Here is a 17,750-nt window from a genome sequence, read left to right on the forward strand (position 1 = left end):
CGGCCTAATGATGACAGCCCGCGCCATGGATATGTCCATGCTCGGCTTCCTCTTTAGTCGCCGGTCTAACATCCACAACTTCCACATCAAAAGTTAAGGCCATTCCTGCCAGCGAGTGATTGCCGTCAATGGTAACATCATCGCCCTCGATCTTAACGATGGTGACTTCGCCGGAACCGGAACTGACATCGGCATGAAACATCATGCCGACTTCAAGCTCGTCTATGCCTTCAAACATTGCGCGTGAAATCACCTGAATCATCTCATCATTTTGTTCGCCATAAGCATCTTTGGCGGCAATGCGCACCTTAAATTTGTCACCGACAACTTTGCCTTGTAAAGCATCTTCCAGCCCGGGAATGATGTTTCCCGTACCGTGCAGATAAACCAAGGCATCATCACCTATTGAACTATCCAGCACTTCGCCTTCATCGTTAGTCAAAGTATAGTGAATTGAGACAGCCATATTGTCAGCTATTTGCATGATAAAACCTTTTTCGTAATTTAAAAGCCGACTATGATAAAGAGTTGCAGCTCTTTTGTCTGAAAAATTATTTCAATCCATCATACAACCACAGGAAATCAATCATGTCGCGCTGGAGACCGCCGGGGCCCAAGTCATCCCCTTACATCACGCCGGAAGGCTATCAAGCGTTGGAAACTGAACTGAGGGACCTGTGGACCAAACGCAAAGAGGTTACCCAGGCTTTATCAGCGGCGGCAGCGGAAGGCGATCGCTCCGAAAATGCCGAATACATTTACCGAAAAAAAGAATTACGCGGCATCGACCGGCGCATTCACTATCTGCAAAAACGCCTGCCCGACCTTAACATCGTATCCCAACCGCCTGACGATCAGGACAGGATTTTCTTTAGCGCCTGGGTGACCTTGGAGAATGAAGCGGGCGAAGAAGTGACCTACCGCATTGTCGGAGCTGATGAACTTAATCCTAAGAAACAATACATCAGCCTCGATTCGCCGCTGGCAAGAGCACTGCTTAAAAAAACCGTTGATGATGAAGTCGCCATTAACAATGAGCTTAAAGAAACCCGGTACACAGTTGTTGATATTAATTACGGCAACAGATGAAACCTATTGTGCACCCGTTCAGAATGCATTCCGTTACACAGGCTTCGGATTCCATCATATCCGGTTTAAATTAAAGAATTAATATTGCAATAAATATAACACCCTATATAATACGCCGGGTATGGAGAGGTGGCTGAGCGGCCGAAAGCGGCGGTCTTGAAAACCGTTGAGGGTTGATCCCCTCCCAGGGTTCGAATCCCTGCTTCTCCGCCATATATAAAAAACCGATTGTTTTTTAAAAACAATCGGTTTTTTTATGCCTGTTTGCCCGACTTTGCGCGGCAGCTTAGATTGAATCTCTTTGGACAATCCACCGGCAACTTCTGATGTCGTTGACATTCCCTGGATCCCCCACTTAGTAAGCTGTAGGTATCTATCAGCTGCTGTTAGCCCATCTAAACCTTAGTCAACTATGACTTTTTCGATTGTAGACCTATCCAAGGAAGAGGGCCGATATAGCCTCTTCCAATGCCAAATAAGTCGTAAAGGTATAGAACAATATAGTGTGATTTCCTTGGTCTGACGGTGCTTACCACGTCAATGCCCCACCGTTTCATGCTACCATGCCCGCCAATCTGCATCTAAATTACAGGAACGGATGCGCACCAACAGCAAATAATTCTTTATCTCAGTTGTAGATTAATAATAATTCAAATTTCTCAAGCAAATACGCATGATCGAAGACATCAAGAAAACACTCTGGGCCACCGCCGACAAACTGCGCGCCAACATGGACGCCGCCGAATACAAACATATCGTGCTCGGCCTTATTTTCGTCAAATACATCTCCGACACCTTCCAGACCCGCCGCGCCGAACTCACGCGCAAGTTTGCCGATAGCCAGGACGATTACTATCTTGATGACGCCGACCAAGACCTGATCAATGAAGAACTCGAAGACCGCGACTACTACAAGGAAGTCAACGTGTTCTGGGTGCCGGAAGCCGCCCGCTGGGAAAGCCTGCGCGCCCAGGCCAAACAGGCCGACATCGGCAAGCGCATCGACGACGCGCTGTCGTTGATCGAAGCCGAAAACCCCAAACTCAAAGGCATTCTCGACAAACGCTATGCCCGCGTGCAACTGCCCGACGGCAAACTCGGCGAACTGGTCGATCTGGTCTCGCAAATCGGCTTTGGCGAATCGACTGATACCGCTAAAAACCACGCCCGCGATCTGCTCGGCCAGGTTTATGAATACTTCCTCGGCCAGTTCGCCAGCGCCGAAGGCAAACGCGGCGGACAGTTCTACACGCCAGCTTCCATCGTTAAAACCCTGGTCGCCGTGCTCGCCCCGCATCACGGCCAGGTATATGACCCCTGCTGCGGCTCGGGCGGCATGTTTGTACAATCGGAAAAATTTATCGAAGCCCACGGCGGCAAGTTGGGCGATGTCTCCATCTACGGGCAGGAAGCCAATCCGACCACCTGGCGACTGGCGGCGATGAACCTCGCCATTCGCGGCATCGACTTCAATCTGGGCAAAGAACCCGCCGACACCTTCGTGCGCGACCAGCACCCCGACCTGCGCGCCGATTTTGTGCTCGCTAATCCCCCATTCAATATCTCCGACTGGTGGCACGGCAGCCTGGAAGGCGACCCGCGCTGGATTTACGGCACGCCGCCGCTAGGCAACGCCAACTATGCCTGGCTGCAACACATGCTGCACCACCTTAAACCCGCAGGCCGCGCCGGTATCGTGCTCGCCAACGGCTCGATGTCATCCAGCCAGAACAGCGAGGGCGACATCCGCCGCGCGATGGTCGATGCCGACAAGGTCGAAGTCATGATCGCCCTGCCGGGCCAGCTGTTTTTCAACACTCAGATTCCGGCCTGCCTGTGGTTCCTGGTCAAAGAAAAGCGCACTCGACAAGGCGAAGTACTGTTCATCGACGCCCGTAAGCTGGGCAGCATGATCAGCCGCGTGCAATGCGAATTTACCGATGAAGTCATCGAAAGGATTGCCAACACCGTGGCCGCATGGCGTGGTTCGACAAGCTCACCACGAACGGATGAAGAAATCGTTCGCCCTGAGCCCGTCGAAGGGGGGATTTATCAAGACATCCCCGGCTACTGCCGCAGCGTCACCCTGGCAGAAATCGCCGAACACGGCCACGTCCTCACCCCGGGTCGCTACGTCGGCGCGGAAGCGGTTGAAGACGATGACGAGGGCTTTGCCGAGAAAATGCAAAAGCTGACCGAAACGCTGGGTGAGCAAATGGCGAAAGGCGCGGAACTGGATCAACTGATACGCCAGAAGTTGGGAGGTTTGGGCTATGAGTTTTGACAGACACCCCGTAGGTCGGGTTAGCAGCCTTATCGCGTAACCCGACAACCAATCTCACATATGCAATACAGACGCGCATTCACCCCCGGCGGCTCCTTCTTCTTCACTCTAGTGACGCAAGGAAGAAAACCCATTTTCTCCAACCCCGAAGCAGTCGAAGTCCTGCGCAACGCCTTTCGTAACGTCCGCAAATCGCGTCCATTCGAAATCGATGCAATGGTGGTTATGCCTGATCACCTACATTGCATTTGGACATTACCGCCCGGCGATGCTGATTTCGCGACCCGTTGGCGATTAATCAAAACCTGGTTTACCAAGCATTGCGACCCGGCCTTACACAGCATGCGTAACGCATCCCGCCAAGCGCGAGGCGAGCAGGCCATTTGGCAACACCGTTATTGGGAGCATTTGCTTCGTGACGAAAGCGATTTCGAACGTCACGTCGATTACATACATTACAACCCGGTCAAACATGGATTAGCATCATCGCCCATAGAATGGCCGTATTCCAGTTTCCAGCGTTATGTCGAAGCCGGTATTTTTCCGCCCGATTGGGGCAAAAACGCCATTAATTTTGCAGGCATAGGTCATGAATAAACCCCACAACAAATCACAAACCGTAGGTCGGGTTAGCGATAGCGTAACCCGACAAGCCCCCGATGCACCAAAGACCGAAAATGTCGGGTTACGCTGCGCTAACCCGACCTACGAGGCTATTCCGGTTTCCAGCATTATGTCGAAGCCGGTATTCTTCCGCCCGATTGGGGTCAAAACATCATCAATTTTGAAGGCATTGGACATGAATAAACATAATGGCAATGTAGGTCGGGTTAGCGGTAGCGTAACCCGACAAGCCCCCGACGAACATGTCGGGTTACGCTACGCTAACCCGACCTACGAGGCTAACCCGACCTACGGGGCTGACCGAAACGCTGGGCGAGCAAATGGCGAAAGGCGCGAAACTGGATCAACTGATACGCCAGAAGTTGGGAGGCTTGGGGTATGAGTTTTGAGGCTGCCACTTACCAAGTTGAACAATTAATTAGTAAGAAATTCTTGGAAATTGGGGATGGCTATCGCGCAAAAAACAGTGAGCTTTCCTCCACCGGTATCCCGTTTGCGCGAGCTGCAAATATCAACGATGGATTTAAATTTAACGATCCTGATTTTTTTCCCGAAGCTGATCTAGCAAAAGTAGGAAATAAAATCAGCAAACCAGGTGATGTGGTGTTTACATCGAAAGGCACCGTAGGCCGGTTTGCTTTGGTCGGTGCAAATACCCCCCGATTCGTTTATTCGCCGCAGCTATGTTTTTGGCGCTCTTTGGATCAAAAAAAGTTATTGCCAGAATATCTCTATTACTGGATGAACAGCCAAGAATTTTTAAATCAGCTTGGCTATTTGAAGGGCCAGACTGATATGGCTGATTATGTCAGTCTGAGGGATCAGCGAAAAATTACGGCGACGATACCAAGTACTGATGTGCAGCAATTAGTTGTAGCTGTATTAAAACCAATTGATGACCGCATCGCACTACTACGCAAAACTAACACCACCCTCGAAGCCATCGCGCAGGCCCTGTTCAAATCCTGGTTCGTGGACTTCGACCCCGTGCGCGCCAAACAACAAGGTCGCGAGCCGGAAGGCATGGATGCCGAAGCCGCCGCGCTCTTCCCCGACAGCTTCGAGGAATCGGAACTGGGGTTGGTGCCGAGTGGCTGGCGGGTTGCGCCTGTTGGTGATGTCGTGGAAATCGTAGGTGGTGGCACCCCGAATACAAAAGAGACGGAATATTGGGAGCCAGCTGAATTTGCTTGGACCACTCCTAGAGATTTATCTGGTTTGCAATCGCCAGTACTTTTGAAAACTGAGCGGTTATTGTCAGCAAAAGGTGTGTTAAAAGTAAGTTCAGGATTACTACCAATTGGCACTTTATTGCTCTCTTCTCGTGCACCAATTGGCTATCTCGCTATTGCTCAAATACCACTAGCGATCAATCAAGGCTACATCGCTATTTTGCCAAGCAGTCAGTTACCGCCGCTTTATATGTATTTTTGGTGCAAGCAAAACATGGAAGTAATCAAGAGCCGCGCTAATGGATCGACTTTTATGGAGATAAGCAAAAAAGCCTTTCGGCCAATACCTGTGCAGGTTCCGCCTGTGGATCTGTTAGATAATTTTTTAGACGTCGCAAATCCAATTTTTACTCGCTTGACAGAAAACGAAAAACAAGCCCAAACCCTAACCACCCTCCGCGACACCTTGCTCCCCCGCCTGATCTCCGGTCAGCTGCGCTTGCCCGAAGCCAAAACATTGCTTGAGGAAACCATCGCATGATAGACCCGTATCATTTGGAAGACCTGTCGCTGCTGGCAGAATCGGTCGACCTGGAATGCAAACTGGCGCAAGGCCAGGACGGCAAGGGTGAAGTGCCGAAAGATTTCTGGTCGACTTATTCGGCGATGGCCAACATGCACGGTGGCGTGGTGCTGCTGGGTGTGCGCGAAAAGGCCGGTGTATTCAGTGTCGCCGGCATTGCCAATGTCGAGAAAATCCGTACCGATTTGTTCAATACCCTGAACAATCGCGCCAAGGTCAGCATGAATTTGCTGACGGATAAGGATGTGACGGCAGTAACGATGGAAGGAAAAACGGTGTTAATGATCCGTATACCTGCAGCGACGCGCAAACAAAAGCCGGTGTATCTCAACGGCCAGCCCCTGGGCAATACCTATCGCCGCCTGCATGAAGGCGACCGTTCTTGCGACGACGAAACCGTCAAGCGCATGCTGGCCGAGCAACTGGAAGACAGTCACGACACGCGCATCCTCAACAAATTTGGCTTGCAGGACCTGGATATAGAAAGCCTGCATGCCTATCGCAATGCTTTTGCTGTGCATCGCCCCGGGCATCCGTGGATCGATGTAACCGATATTGATTTTCTGCGGCTGATCGGCGGTTGGCGCGAGCATCGAACCTCCGGCGAAACTGGGCTGACGGCAGCGGGGCTGTTGATGTTTGGGCATTGGCCATCCATCGTAGAGGCGTTTCCGCTGTATTTTCTCGATTATCAGGAACGGCCTGCCGACCAGGATTCTCAAACCCGTTGGCTGGATCGCGTGGTCCCCGACGGTTCCTGGTCCGGCAATTTGTTTGATTTTTTTCGTCGCGTGATTCGCAAGCTGACCGCCGACCTGAAGGTACCCTTTGTCTTGAAAGGCGATACCCGGATTGATGACACGCCGGTGCATCAGGCGCTGCGCGAAGCCTTGGTAAATACCCTGATCCATGCGGACTATTCAGATCGTGCCTCAGTACTGGTGGTGAAACAACCGGCGGGATTCGTTTTTCGCAATCCCGGCATGATGCGGGTTCCCGTAGAGCAAGCTTTGCACGGCGGAGCCAGCGACTGTCGTAATCGCACACTGCACCAGATGTTTCTGTTCATCAACTTGGGGGAAAGGGCGGGCTCTGGTCTGCCGAAAATTCGCGCAGGCTGGGAGACAGCAGGAAACATTATGCGCTTGTTTGATTCGTGCGAACCATTTGATCAGACCCTGCTCGAGATGGATTGGGTGCAGCCCTCTCTAACGGATTCCATCGAAAGTTCACCGATAAGTTCACCGATAGGTTCACCGATAGGCTCACCAAAAACCGGGGAAAAAATTCTTCAACAACTTCGTGAAAACCCGCAATGTTCGACTCAGCAATTGGGCGATGCGCTAGGTATCAGCAAACGCGCTGTTTTGAAGCAAATTGAGAAACTTAAGCAACAAGGGCGCTTGGCGCGTATTGGTTCGGCGAAGGGTGGCCACTGGCAAGTATTGGAACAAAAACCATGACCGAAGATCAACTGGAACAAGAAACCCTAAGCTGGCTGGCCGATGTCGGCTACACGGCTGTCTATGGCCCCGAGATTGCGGTGGACGGCAGTGCGCCCGAGCGCAGCAATTATATCCAGGTGGTTTTGGTCGAACGCTTGCGTAATGCGATCAATCGGCTCAATCCTCTGGTTCCGCTGGTCGCCCGCGAAGATGCCTTGCAGCAGGTCTTGAATCTGGATACGCCGGTGCTGCTGGCGGCCAATCGACACTTTCACCGCTTGCTGGTCAACGGTGTGCCGGTGGAATATCAAAAACAGGCTGAAACACGCGGCGATTTTGTGCGCCTGATCGATTTTGAGGATGTTGCTGCCAATGAATGGCTGGCGATTAATCAGTTCTCGATCAAGGGCCCAAAATATACCCGCCGCCCCGATATCATCCTGTTCATCAATGGCTTGCCGCTGGTGCTGCTGGAGCTGAAGAACCCTGTCGACCTCACTGCCGATATCTGGAAGGCCTACGACCAGATTGACACTTACAAAGAGCAGATTCCAGATGTGTTCCAGTACAACGAAGTGCTGGTGATTTCGGACGGCACCGAAGCGCTGATGGGGTCGCTTTCTGCCGACAAAGAGCGTTTTATGGCATGGCGCACGATTGATGGCGTGGAGCTTGATCCGCTCGGTCAGTTTAACGAACTGGAAACACTGGTGCGCGGTGTGTTGGCTCCGGCTTATCTGCTGGGTTTTTTGCGCTTTTTTGTGCTGTTTGAAGATGACGGCACGCTGGTCAAGAAGATCGCCGGTTATCACCAGTTCCATGCGGTGCGTTCGGCCATCACGCAGGTGGTAGCCGCATCACGCCCCGGCGGCAGTCACAAGGGCGGCGTGGTCTGGCATACGCAAGGCTCCGGCAAGAGCATCACCATGACCTGCTTTGCCGCCCGCGTGATGCGGGAAGTGGCGATGGAAAACCCGACCATCGTGGTGATTACCGACCGCAATGATCTGGATGGGCAATTGTTTGGCGTGTTTTCGCTGTCGCAGGATTTATTGCGCGAGCAGCCGGTACAGGGCGAAACCCGTCAGGATTTACGCGCCAAGCTGGCCAATCGTCCTTCCGGCGGCATCGTGTTTGCGACGATCCAGAAGTTCATGCCCGGCGAGGATGAAGACAGCTTCCCTGTGCTGTCGGATCGTCACAATATCGTGGTGATTGCCGATGAAGCGCACCGCACCCAGTACGGTTTTGAGGCAAAACTCAAAACTGTCCGTCGTACCCACTCCCCGATAGAAGCTTTCGGGGGCAAACTTAACAGGAATGACGACGTTTTGATGGCTGCCGAAGAGCCGGCCAGCTATTTAACGCGCTATCAGGTCGGTTACGCCCAACATTTACGTGATGCACTGCCGAATGCCACCTTCGTCGCTTTTACAGGCACGCCCGTATCCTCCGAAGACCGCGATACCCGTTCTGTGTTCGGCGATTACATCCACATTTACGACATGCAGCAGGCCCGCGAAGACGGCGCGACAGTGGCGATTTATTTTGAGTCACGGCTGGCCAAGCTGGGTCTGAAGGAAGAGTCATTGCCAGACATCGACGCCGAAGTCGATGAACTGGCGGAAGACGAGGAAGAAGACCAGCAAGCCCGGCTGAAGAGTCGCTGGGCGGCGCTGGAAAGCGTCGTTGGTGCAGAACCCCGCATCCGGCAAGTGGCCGCAGATCTGGTCGCTCACTTCGAGGAACGCAGCAAGGCACAATCCGGCAAGGCCATGGTGGTGGCAATGAGCCGCGAAATCTGCGCGCACCTGTACAACGCCATCATCGCGCTACGCCCCGACTGGCACGATGAAGACCCGGAAAAGGGTGTGATCAAGGTGGTGATGACCGGCTCCGCCAGCGACAAGCCACTGCTGCGACCGCATATCTATTCCAAGCAAGTCAAAAAGCGTCTGGAAAAGCGCTTCAAAGACCCCGAAGATCCAATACGTCTGGTGATCGTGCGCGATATGTGGCTGACCGGCTTTGACGCGCCTTGTGTGCATACGATGTATGTGGACAAGCCGATGAAGGGTCACAACCTGATGCAAGCCATTGCGCGAGTCAACCGCGTGTTCCGCGACAAACAGGGCGGCTTGGTGGTTGATTACATCGGCATCGCCAATGACCTGCAACACGCATTAAAGGAATACACCGCCAGTAAAGGACGCGGACGCCCGACCGTCGATTCTCATGAAGCCTATGCCGTGCTGGAAGAAAAGCTCGATATATTACGGGCCATGCTGCACGAATTTGATTACAGCGGATTCCTGACGGGTGGCCATAGCATGCTGGCGAAAACTGCCAACCATGTTCTTGGCATCAAGGATGGCAAGAAACGCTTTGGCGATACTGCCCTGGCGATGTCCAAAGCCTTTACTCTTTGCTGCACGCTGGACGAAGCCAAGGCCGTGCGTGAAGAAGTCGCCTTCTTTCAGGCGGTCAAAGTGTTGCTGACGAAGAAAGAAATCAGCGGCAAAAAGAAAACCAATGAAGAGCGCGAACTCGCCATCCGCCAGATCATCGGCTCGGCGGTGGTATCCGAAGAAGTCGTCGACATCTTCAATGCCGTGGGGCTGGATAAACCGAATATCGGCATCCTGGACGAAGACTTCCTGAACGACGTGCGTAACCTGCCGGAGCGCAACCTCGCCGTGGAATTGCTGGAGCGCTTGCTGGAAGGCGAAATCAAAACCCGCTTTGCCAGCAATGTCGTGCAGCAGAATAAATTCTCAGAACTGCTCGCCAACGTCATCAAGCGTTATCAGAACCGTTCTATCGAAACCGCACAGGTGATGGAAGAGCTGATCCAGATGGCAAAAAAATTCAAGGAGGCAGTAAACCGCGGAACCGATCTTGGTCTCAACAGTGACGAACTAGCCTTCTACGATGCGCTGGCGAACAACGAAGATTCTGTGCGCGAACTGGGTGATGAAACCCTGAAGAAAATCGCCCATGAGCTGGCGGAAAATTTACGCAAAAGCACCAGTGTAGATTGGGCTGTTCGTGAAAGCGTCCGTGCCAGCTTGAGATTGATGGTAAAGCGGATATTGCGTAAATATAAATACCCACCTAACAAACAGGAAGAGGCTGTGCAACTGGTGCTGGAGCAGGCAGAAAGTTTGAGTGCAGAGTGGGCTTAAGTTATCATTTAGTGTCGAAAGTAATTGCGAGGTGACTTCGGACGGAGTTCATCCATCTTCGTACCTTTACGGGACCTTGGGTCTTGTATGACTGACCTGCTTAGGATGCGGAATGCGTTGGTTGTTAGAAAATCGGCTTAACCGGGCCGCTGTATTGATAGTTGTACAAGACATCTTTCAATTTTCTCCACTATTTAGTACTGTTTGCGCCGTCAATAAAAATAACGAACGCATTAGAAACAATAAGACAGTGATTAACAGCTGACAAAACTTCCTCGCTCTTTTGCAACTACATGTAATTGCTACCCCACGAAATCGGGAAGAGAGTCTACCTGAGATGCCCTAAATTTCTGGAGCCGAGTTAATTCATTTAATATTCACAAGAGTTATGATAAAGTTCACATTGTCATGTAACTAATTAAATATGCTTAATATCTAGGCAGTTACAGACCTAATAATAATAACTACAACGAGGTTTACATTACATGAAATTATTAAAAAGCGCTGTCGTAGCTACTACATTGGCACTTTCTTTAGGATCTTTTTCCGCTACTGCCGATACCTGTTTGGGCATGGCATGTATGTATAATAGAATGACTCCAATTGAAGGAATCAATGCTACTTTAGGTCAAGTTACTGAAGCATTGAACGCTATTCAGGTAAGAAACAGCGGGGGCGCGGCAGACACTGGCAAAGCCGGTGACGATGTCATTATAAACAATATCAAAGATGCACTAAAATTAAGTAAAGAAATCAATGCTAACGATAAACTTGACCGTAATCGTAACCGTGCTAATGATTATTTGAAAAAAGCTCGAACAGCTGTACAACAAGGTGATTTGATTAAGGCAACAGAAGAATTAAAAGAAGCTGAGAAACGTTTTTCAGATCTTAAAGGTATGATCGATTTAACTCAAGCCGATAGAGTATCACAACAGACCAACCTGCTAAACCGTATTATGGACACGCCCGATACCGCAGCCGGCAGCCGTAAATAATACAGTTATCAACTTCACAACAATAAAACCGGAAAGGCCAGAGTAAACCTTTACTCTGACCCCGGTTATTTCCACGCCCACGAAATCCACCGATTCCATAACAAGATAAATTGAATACTTCGTTAATGGAATGAGCCCTACAAAAGCTCCTTTTTCTTAACCATAAAGTGTTTAAATAACATATGGTTGTTGTTTATTAGGGCAACTGTCCATTGTCCCTGTTTGTCGCCCGCCTGTTACGCATTACCTGACTAAAGCTCCGCTTGCAGTCCAGGTATGCCAATGCGCTGGATACGCATAGCATTGTCGCCTTCTTCATAAACCGGCAATCTTCCTTCTATTTTCCAGAGCCGGAAAGCGAGCGCATGCGATAAAACACGAATCGGATAATCGCGGGGCAATTGCTGCAAATAAGGCTGTATGGTGACAAAATCGGTCGCTCCGTACTGTTGCATGATAAAGCGAAGGCCGCCATTGGCAAGACCGATGTTATAGGCCAGCAGACCCAAAAACAGATCGTTGTGCATCTCGGTCAGATAGTATTTTAATGTAGCGGCGGCGATAAAGGCATTGTGCCGTGGATCAAGCAATGAAGGCTTGTTTACCGCCAGCTGTTTGCCGGCCTGCGCCATGACCGCTTTCGGTACCTGGGTAATTTGAAACAGACCATGCCCACCATCCCGGCTGTCTCTGGGCAAAAAGGAGGATTCCGTCGCGGCGATGCCTTGCAGAAGATTGGGATCAATATCGAACACCTTGGCCGCTTCAACAATAGCCGGATTATAGGTCTCTGCCCGGTTAACCATCTGTAGCAATTGCGTCGGATCATAACGCCGGTAGGCGGCGTAGACCTGATGAGCCAGCGTAACCCGGCTGGCTTCCTGCTTGCCTCCGACCAGCATGCGAAAGTGTCCGAACGCTTGGGCAAAATGGTTTTGCATCACAAACCAGCCGATGACCAGCGCAAAGCTGATAGCCAGAATCGGGGATAATATCGCCGCCCTGTCCTGCAACCATTTACGCAGCTTCCACCAGCCTATCAGCAACACGGCCGCCGCCAATATCAATCCCAATACGCCGATTGCAAACGGCAATAGGCTGGTGAAAAAACGGGTGCCGGAAAACCAGCCGGCCGAATAGCCCAACAAAATCATAACGACAAAAACCGCAGTTATTGCCAACCCCAGCACTTCAAGACCGATCATCAACAGTCTATGTTTAAAACTGGCAACCGGCGGTTTGGGCAATGTCTTTTTCGATGTTTTCCGTGGCGTTCGGGGTTTAGGTTTTACAGCCGTCTCCAGTTTGACACTGGCCCGTTTGCGAGGTTCTGCCGGTTTATTCATACGACTGCCATGGATGGTGGAAGTGTCGCGACCGGTAGGGAACTGGTGCGACCAAACAAATTATCCAGTTTCGGCAAGGTATTGTGGCGCATAAGTTCGGTAAGGATTGAAGTCACAAGATTATAGTTTGAACGACCGTAATCCGTAGACCGAAAAGCTAGTCATGCTTGACAAAAATAAGCTTGTCGGTAGCAAAACCCAATGCCTTGGCGCGATCGATCAATGCTTGCAAAGTCGCCTCCGGCAGTTGTTTGGTTCGGGATAATATCCAGAAATAAGAGCGATCCGGCCCGGTTACCATCGAATAAGCGTAATCCTTTTTATCCAGCTCGATAATATTATAGCCGCCATAAAACGGCCCGAAAAAAGACACTTTCAGTCTGCCTTTATCCGCCTGCTCGACAAAATAGGCCTTGCCTTGCGCCTGCTGCCATTCACCGGCCTTCGTGTCCCAGCCCTTGTTCAGCACATCAACACCGCCATCTTCACGCAAGGTATAGGTTGCAGAAATATTCTCCAAGCCCCGCTCGAATCGATGATCGAGCCGCGCGATTTCGTACCAGGTGCCCAGATAGCGGTTAACTTCAAAACCGTCAACCGCCGTAACCCCTTCGGGAATGCCGGTGCAGCTTGTCAATAAGGCAAAAATCAGCATACATAATGCTTTCATGCGCAATCCCTTTTAAAAGTGTTTTATAAATCAGTCGGCTAACTGTAACCGCCAAACCTCCGACAATCAACTTAAAGCCATTCATCCGTCGGCAACAACGGCAATCATTTGCCGGTTGGTAACAAACTGCACGGTTTTTTCCAGACCATTCTTTCGGGATACGCCATCAATTTAACATTGGCCGAAAAGCCTTAACATTCTTTAACTTAACTTTACCTTTACGAGCCTGTTCCGACTCCCTTGCTGGCCGCTATATTGCTCAAGAACTTATGTAGTTCCGTTAAGTCAGTTAGACGCTGCCTTGCAAGAACGGCAATACGGACGGCCAACCGGCCATCCAACAATGATAACCAAGATGAGGATAAAATCATGAGTATTAGCAGTATAAACAGCAGCAGTTCGGCAATGATGTCAGGCGCAATGAAGCGCCCCGATCCAGCGAAAATGGCCGAAGATTTATTTTCGAAACTGGATACCGCGGGGAAAGGCTATATTGAAAAAAGCGATTTGCAAACCGCGCTTGGCAACATGTCGCAATCGGATAGCTCAAGCAGCTCCACTTCCGCTGATGACATGTTCTCCAAAATGGATAGCGATGGCAACGGCAAGGTTACCAAAGAGGAAATGTCGGCGACGATACAAAAAATAGCATCGGAACTGGATGGACAATCCCCGAGAATGCGCATGCAGGGCGACATGCCTCCACCGCCACCTCCCGGCGGCGCTCAAGGCGCTCAAAAATCAAGTTCGTCAGACAGCTCCAATTCCAGCCAAGACATCGATCTGGCAGACGCCAACGAGGACGGCACGGTGAGCGCTAAAGAGGCGCAGGCCTATGCGGCATCGCAAGCCTCATCCGATACGTCATCGACGTCAAGCGCCGATGCGCAGTTAATGCAAATGTTGGCAGGCGGCATGCCGCCCCCGCCGCCGCAAGAGGGCGGCCAAGGCGGTCAAGGCTTTACCAAAGATCAACTGACCTCAATGTCAAAAGACCTGAATTCGACAGGCAGCGAAAGATCCAAGGTAATGAGCGATGTAGCAGCCAATTTCGATGCTGCCGACATTAACGGCGACGGCAAGGTGAGCGGTAGCGAAGCGAGGACTTTTGAGGATTCGAAAAACGCGTCCGGCACCGGCAGCAGTACCGATACGTCATCAACGTCTTCTGCCTCAAACGCCGATGCGCAGTTCATGAAACAGATGGTGCAATTGCTGAAATCTTACGGCTTCGATCAGACAGCGGAAAGCAGCGGCTTTTCGACCTCCGCTTAATTCAAGCTCTGCCGTTAGGTAATTTTCACCACGAAGACACGAAGAGCACGAAGTTTTATATTTTTCTTCGTGCTCTTCGTGGTGTTTTTATGTGACTTACAAAGTATCGCTCCCCTCTGCCCGACATCGTCGCGCTGAAACATTTACTCGGTAAAAGGAATATTTATTTCAATACGCAACCCGCCTTGCGGGCGATTGCTAGCTTGTATGCGCCCGGCATGGGCCTCTATCGCACGATAGGCGATGGCTAATCCCAGACCTATACTGTCGGCTTTGCCTCGATCGCCGCTACGGAAAAACGGTTCGAAAATCGCCGACAAATCGCTCTCGGCAACGCCCGGCCCCTGGTCATAGACCGCCACCTGTAAGCGGCGTTTACCGGTATCGAAACGAACTATAACCGCCACCTCACCGCCTTTTTTGCAATGCTGCAACGCATTACGCAATACGTTTTCAATCGCGCGATGCAGCAATTCGCTACGGCCTTTGACCACCGTTTCTTCAATGCCGTCATAGCGAATAACAACCCCATACTGCTCGGCTTCAAAACGGGCATTTTCGACAATATCGTCCAGCAAACCGCCGATGTCGAAATCATGGCTTTCGCTGCCGGAAACACCGGCTTCCAAACGGGACAGCACCAATAATTCGCCGACCAGGTCGCTGATGCGTTGCGATTCCCGTTCAATACGTTCCATCATCGCCATAATCTTTTCCGGTTGTTGCTGGGCCAGACCGATAGCGGCCTGTATCCGCGCCAGCGGCGAACGCAATTCATGGGAGACATCGTGCAGCAAGCGTTGCTGGGCATGCACCAAATTATGAATCTGTCCGGCCATGTGATCGAAGTTTTGCCCCAGATCGGATAATTCATCGCGACGCTTTCCCATTGATGAACCGACCCGGGTATCCAGATCGCCTTGCGCTAGCGCGGTAAAAGCGTTGCGCAAACTGCGAATCGGCTTGGCAAAATACCAGGCCAGCGCCGCACTGAATATCAGACTGGCAAAAGTACCGGCCAGAATCGGCAACAGCGGCGATGGCGGCTCGCGCGGCGACCGGGGAGGACGCGAAAAATAACCCTCAGGAGGCGGCGGAGCAAAACCGGCATCCGCTTCTTCACCCGGCATGCGCGGCGGACGATCGGCAAAACCGTGTTCCGGCAGCGGCACAAACAGCAAATAACGATGTCCATCCTCTGTCGACACCCTACGAATCGCCTCAGGATAGGCGGCCTGCAAGAATAGTGTCCGCGCCTGCTGCAAAACCTCGGGCGCGACGCTACGCTGTAGAAGTTCCCGGTCTTGATCGTCAACCGCATAAACCGGCGGAAAAGGAGCATCACGCATGGCCTCAAGAAAGTTGCGCAACCCAGCAACTCCGCCATGCCGGATAGCATTATCCGCGACAGCGACAAACGATGCCGCGTGCCTGACATCAATCGTATGCTTGACCGTTTCAGTTCCCTGCCACGCGTTATGCCTTAACCAGACCGCCGTGCCGACACCGATACCGGCCACCAGCAAAGCCAGCCAGAAGGTAAGGAAAAACTTCCAGAACAAACGCCCCATGCCCTTACTCCTTCACCAATTGGTAACCCTGACCGCGCACTGTCTGAATATAAGAGCGCCCGTCGCTTTGACAGCCCAGTTTCTGGCGAATGCTGCTCATATGCACATCGATACTTCTATCGAAACGCGCCAAAGGCCGTCCGAGCGCTTTTTCCGACAATTCGTTTTTGGTGACGATACGGCCGACATTCATCGCCAGCGTTTCCAGCAAATTAAACTCGGTACTGGTCAGATCCATATCCTGATCGAACCATGACGCCTTGCGTTTTTCGCCCCAAATTCTCAAAGGGCCGGCAACAATCGGCCCGTTGCCGATGGCATCGCTTACAGGCTGGGTCCGGCGTAAAATCGCGCGGATACGCGCCGCCAGCTCCCTTGGCGTGCAGGGCTTGGGCACATAATCGTCCGCTCCTGATTCCAATCCGATAATCCGGTCGACATCATCGCCTCTGGCTGTAAACATCAGCACCGGAATACGGCTTTCCATACGGATGCGCATTAAGACCTCGGTGCCTTTTATATCCGGTAACATAATGTCGAGAATCACCAGCTGGTAGTCGCCCGACAAAGCCAGCCGCCGCCCCGGCTCGCCCTGATGGGTCACTTCGACCGCGAAGCCATCCTGTTCCAGATAATCCTTGAACAGCCCTGCCAGTTCCACATCATCGTCGATGATTAAAATTTTCGTCACGCTCGCCACCTTAATTATTTTGTTAACGGCATCATAACTTCACACCGTGACAACCGCCACACTCCGCCCACTGGATTTACCTGAATTTACATTTCAATAACAGCGCTTTACCTGCATTGGAGTGATACTGAACACGACGGAATCAACCCTGTTCCGTCGCCTCTTTTATTAAATACACGGAGATTTTTTTATGCGCAAACTGCTGTTGATTCTGCCCTTATTACCGGCGATAGCCTTAGCTAACCCGCAAATGCCCGGCGAACCTCCTTTCGGAGGCATGCCGCCATCCAAACATCATCGATCCGGGCATGATGAAGCGCACTTGCCGGGCTTTTTACATCAACTCGATCTGGGCGAAACACAACAAAGTGAAATCAAAGCGCTGGTCAAAGCCCATCGCGCCGAACTCGATGCCAAGCTGAAAAATGCAATAAGCATTGGCAAGGAGATTCATCAGCTAAGCTTTTCCAACGACTACAGTGATGACAAAATCCAGGCGCTGCTTGACCAGGCGGACGCCATTCACAAAGAAACGGCATTACAGAAAGCCAGACTGGACAATGCCATTTTCAAACTGTTAACCAAGGAGCAACAAGAGAAATTGCAAAGCAAAATGGCTCATTTCGAAGATTAATCCATAGCGCTGCATTGTGCGCCCGGTTATTGGCTGGGCGCAATTCTCAAGACCGAAAACCCTGTTTTCCGGTTCCCAAGCTCCAGTTCTCGTCGTTATACACAAGTATCTGCGTAACACCGTCTATTCCTCATTCCCACACAGCGCGCCACTGCCATTAAGTTAAGCACAATGACGCCGTAG

The 17,750-nt window shown here is 51.4% G+C and carries 15 protein-coding genes and 1 tRNA gene; 11 read left to right on the forward strand and 5 right to left on the reverse strand.

Annotated elements, in window-relative coordinates:
- Positions 1 to 4 precede the first annotated feature (4 nt).
- On the reverse strand, positions 5 to 484 hold the full coding sequence (locus tag Q8L79_RS05190; RefSeq protein ID WP_305268585.1) for a peptidylprolyl isomerase: 480 nt from the start codon (positions 482 to 484) through the stop codon (positions 5 to 7).
- 104 nt (positions 485 to 588) lie between these two features.
- On the opposite strand from Q8L79_RS05190, the gene greB reads away from it, so the two are divergent.
- From greB to Q8L79_RS05235, 9 genes are all read left to right on the forward strand, one after another.
- Positions 589 to 1,089, forward strand: coding sequence for a transcription elongation factor GreB (gene greB / locus Q8L79_RS05195; RefSeq protein WP_305268587.1), 501 nt, complete (start codon positions 589 to 591; stop codon positions 1,087 to 1,089).
- Positions 1,090 to 1,212: 123 nt separating this feature from the next.
- Positions 1,213 to 1,302, forward strand: a tRNA-Ser gene (locus Q8L79_RS05200).
- A gap of 460 nt (positions 1,303 to 1,762) precedes the next feature.
- Positions 1,763 to 3,373: a class I SAM-dependent DNA methyltransferase gene (locus Q8L79_RS05205; RefSeq protein WP_305268589.1), complete on the forward strand. Its 1,611-nt coding sequence runs from the start codon at positions 1,763 to 1,765 to the stop codon at positions 3,371 to 3,373.
- 60 nt (positions 3,374 to 3,433) lie between these two features.
- The gene (locus Q8L79_RS05210) at positions 3,434 to 3,970 is read left to right on the forward strand and encodes a transposase (protein WP_305268591.1); all 537 of its coding nucleotides are present in this window, start codon (positions 3,434 to 3,436) and stop codon (positions 3,968 to 3,970) included.
- The gene (locus Q8L79_RS05215; RefSeq protein ID WP_305268593.1) at positions 3,963 to 4,379 is read left to right on the forward strand and encodes a hypothetical protein; all 417 of its coding nucleotides are present in this window, start codon (positions 3,963 to 3,965) and stop codon (positions 4,377 to 4,379) included. The genes Q8L79_RS05210 and Q8L79_RS05215 overlap by 8 nt, the downstream gene beginning before the upstream one ends.
- Positions 4,376 to 5,710 carry a restriction endonuclease subunit S gene (locus Q8L79_RS05220; protein WP_305268595.1) on the forward strand — a complete coding sequence of 445 codons (1,335 nt, stop codon included), beginning with the start codon at positions 4,376 to 4,378 and terminating at the stop codon, positions 5,708 to 5,710. Before Q8L79_RS05215 ends, Q8L79_RS05220 begins: the two co-directional genes overlap by 4 nt.
- Positions 5,707 to 7,215 (forward strand): RNA-binding domain-containing protein, encoded by a 1,509-nt coding sequence (locus Q8L79_RS05225; protein ID WP_305268596.1) that lies wholly within the window; start codon positions 5,707 to 5,709, stop codon positions 7,213 to 7,215. The genes Q8L79_RS05220 and Q8L79_RS05225 overlap by 4 nt, the downstream gene beginning before the upstream one ends.
- Entirely contained in the window at positions 7,212 to 10,382 is a 3,171-nt protein-coding gene (locus Q8L79_RS05230) for a type I restriction endonuclease subunit R (protein WP_305268599.1), read from the forward strand. The genes Q8L79_RS05225 and Q8L79_RS05230 overlap by 4 nt, the downstream gene beginning before the upstream one ends.
- A 485-nt stretch (positions 10,383 to 10,867) precedes the next feature.
- Positions 10,868 to 11,380, forward strand: a complete 513-nt coding sequence (locus Q8L79_RS05235; RefSeq protein WP_305268601.1) for a hypothetical protein — start codon at positions 10,868 to 10,870, stop codon at positions 11,378 to 11,380.
- 251 nt (positions 11,381 to 11,631) lie between these two features.
- On the opposite strand, the gene Q8L79_RS05240 is transcribed toward Q8L79_RS05235, so the two are convergent.
- Positions 11,632 to 12,726 carry a lytic transglycosylase domain-containing protein gene (locus Q8L79_RS05240; RefSeq protein ID WP_305268603.1) on the reverse strand — a complete coding sequence of 365 codons (1,095 nt, stop codon included), beginning with the start codon at positions 12,724 to 12,726 and terminating at the stop codon, positions 11,632 to 11,634.
- 157 nt (positions 12,727 to 12,883) lie between these two features.
- A complete protein-coding gene (locus tag Q8L79_RS05245) occupies positions 12,884 to 13,396 on the reverse strand; it encodes a lipocalin family protein (protein ID WP_305268605.1) in 513 nt (170 codons plus the stop codon).
- 369 nt (positions 13,397 to 13,765) lie between these two features.
- Between Q8L79_RS05245 and Q8L79_RS05250 the strand changes: the two genes are divergently transcribed.
- Positions 13,766 to 14,671: an EF-hand domain-containing protein gene (locus Q8L79_RS05250; protein ID WP_305268607.1), complete on the forward strand. Its 906-nt coding sequence runs from the start codon at positions 13,766 to 13,768 to the stop codon at positions 14,669 to 14,671.
- Positions 14,672 to 14,814: 143 nt separating this feature from the next.
- Here Q8L79_RS05250 and Q8L79_RS05255 read toward each other — a convergent pair whose 3' ends face one another.
- Complete coding sequence (locus tag Q8L79_RS05255; RefSeq protein ID WP_305268609.1) at positions 14,815 to 16,242, reverse strand: ATP-binding protein; 1,428 nt, start codon at positions 16,240 to 16,242, stop codon at positions 14,815 to 14,817.
- 4 nt (positions 16,243 to 16,246) lie between these two features.
- Complete coding sequence (locus Q8L79_RS05260) at positions 16,247 to 16,933, reverse strand: response regulator transcription factor (RefSeq protein ID WP_104428110.1); 687 nt, start codon at positions 16,931 to 16,933, stop codon at positions 16,247 to 16,249.
- Between the two features lie 190 nt (positions 16,934 to 17,123).
- Between Q8L79_RS05260 and Q8L79_RS05265 the strand changes: the two genes are divergently transcribed.
- Positions 17,124 to 17,567 carry a Spy/CpxP family protein refolding chaperone gene (locus tag Q8L79_RS05265; protein WP_305268615.1) on the forward strand — a complete coding sequence of 148 codons (444 nt, stop codon included), beginning with the start codon at positions 17,124 to 17,126 and terminating at the stop codon, positions 17,565 to 17,567.
- The last annotated feature ends 183 nt before the right edge of the window (positions 17,568 to 17,750 follow it).

It is taken from the genome of Methylobacter sp., from assembly GCF_030680395.1.
GTDB lineage: Bacteria > Pseudomonadota > Gammaproteobacteria > Methylococcales > Methylomonadaceae > Methylobacter_A.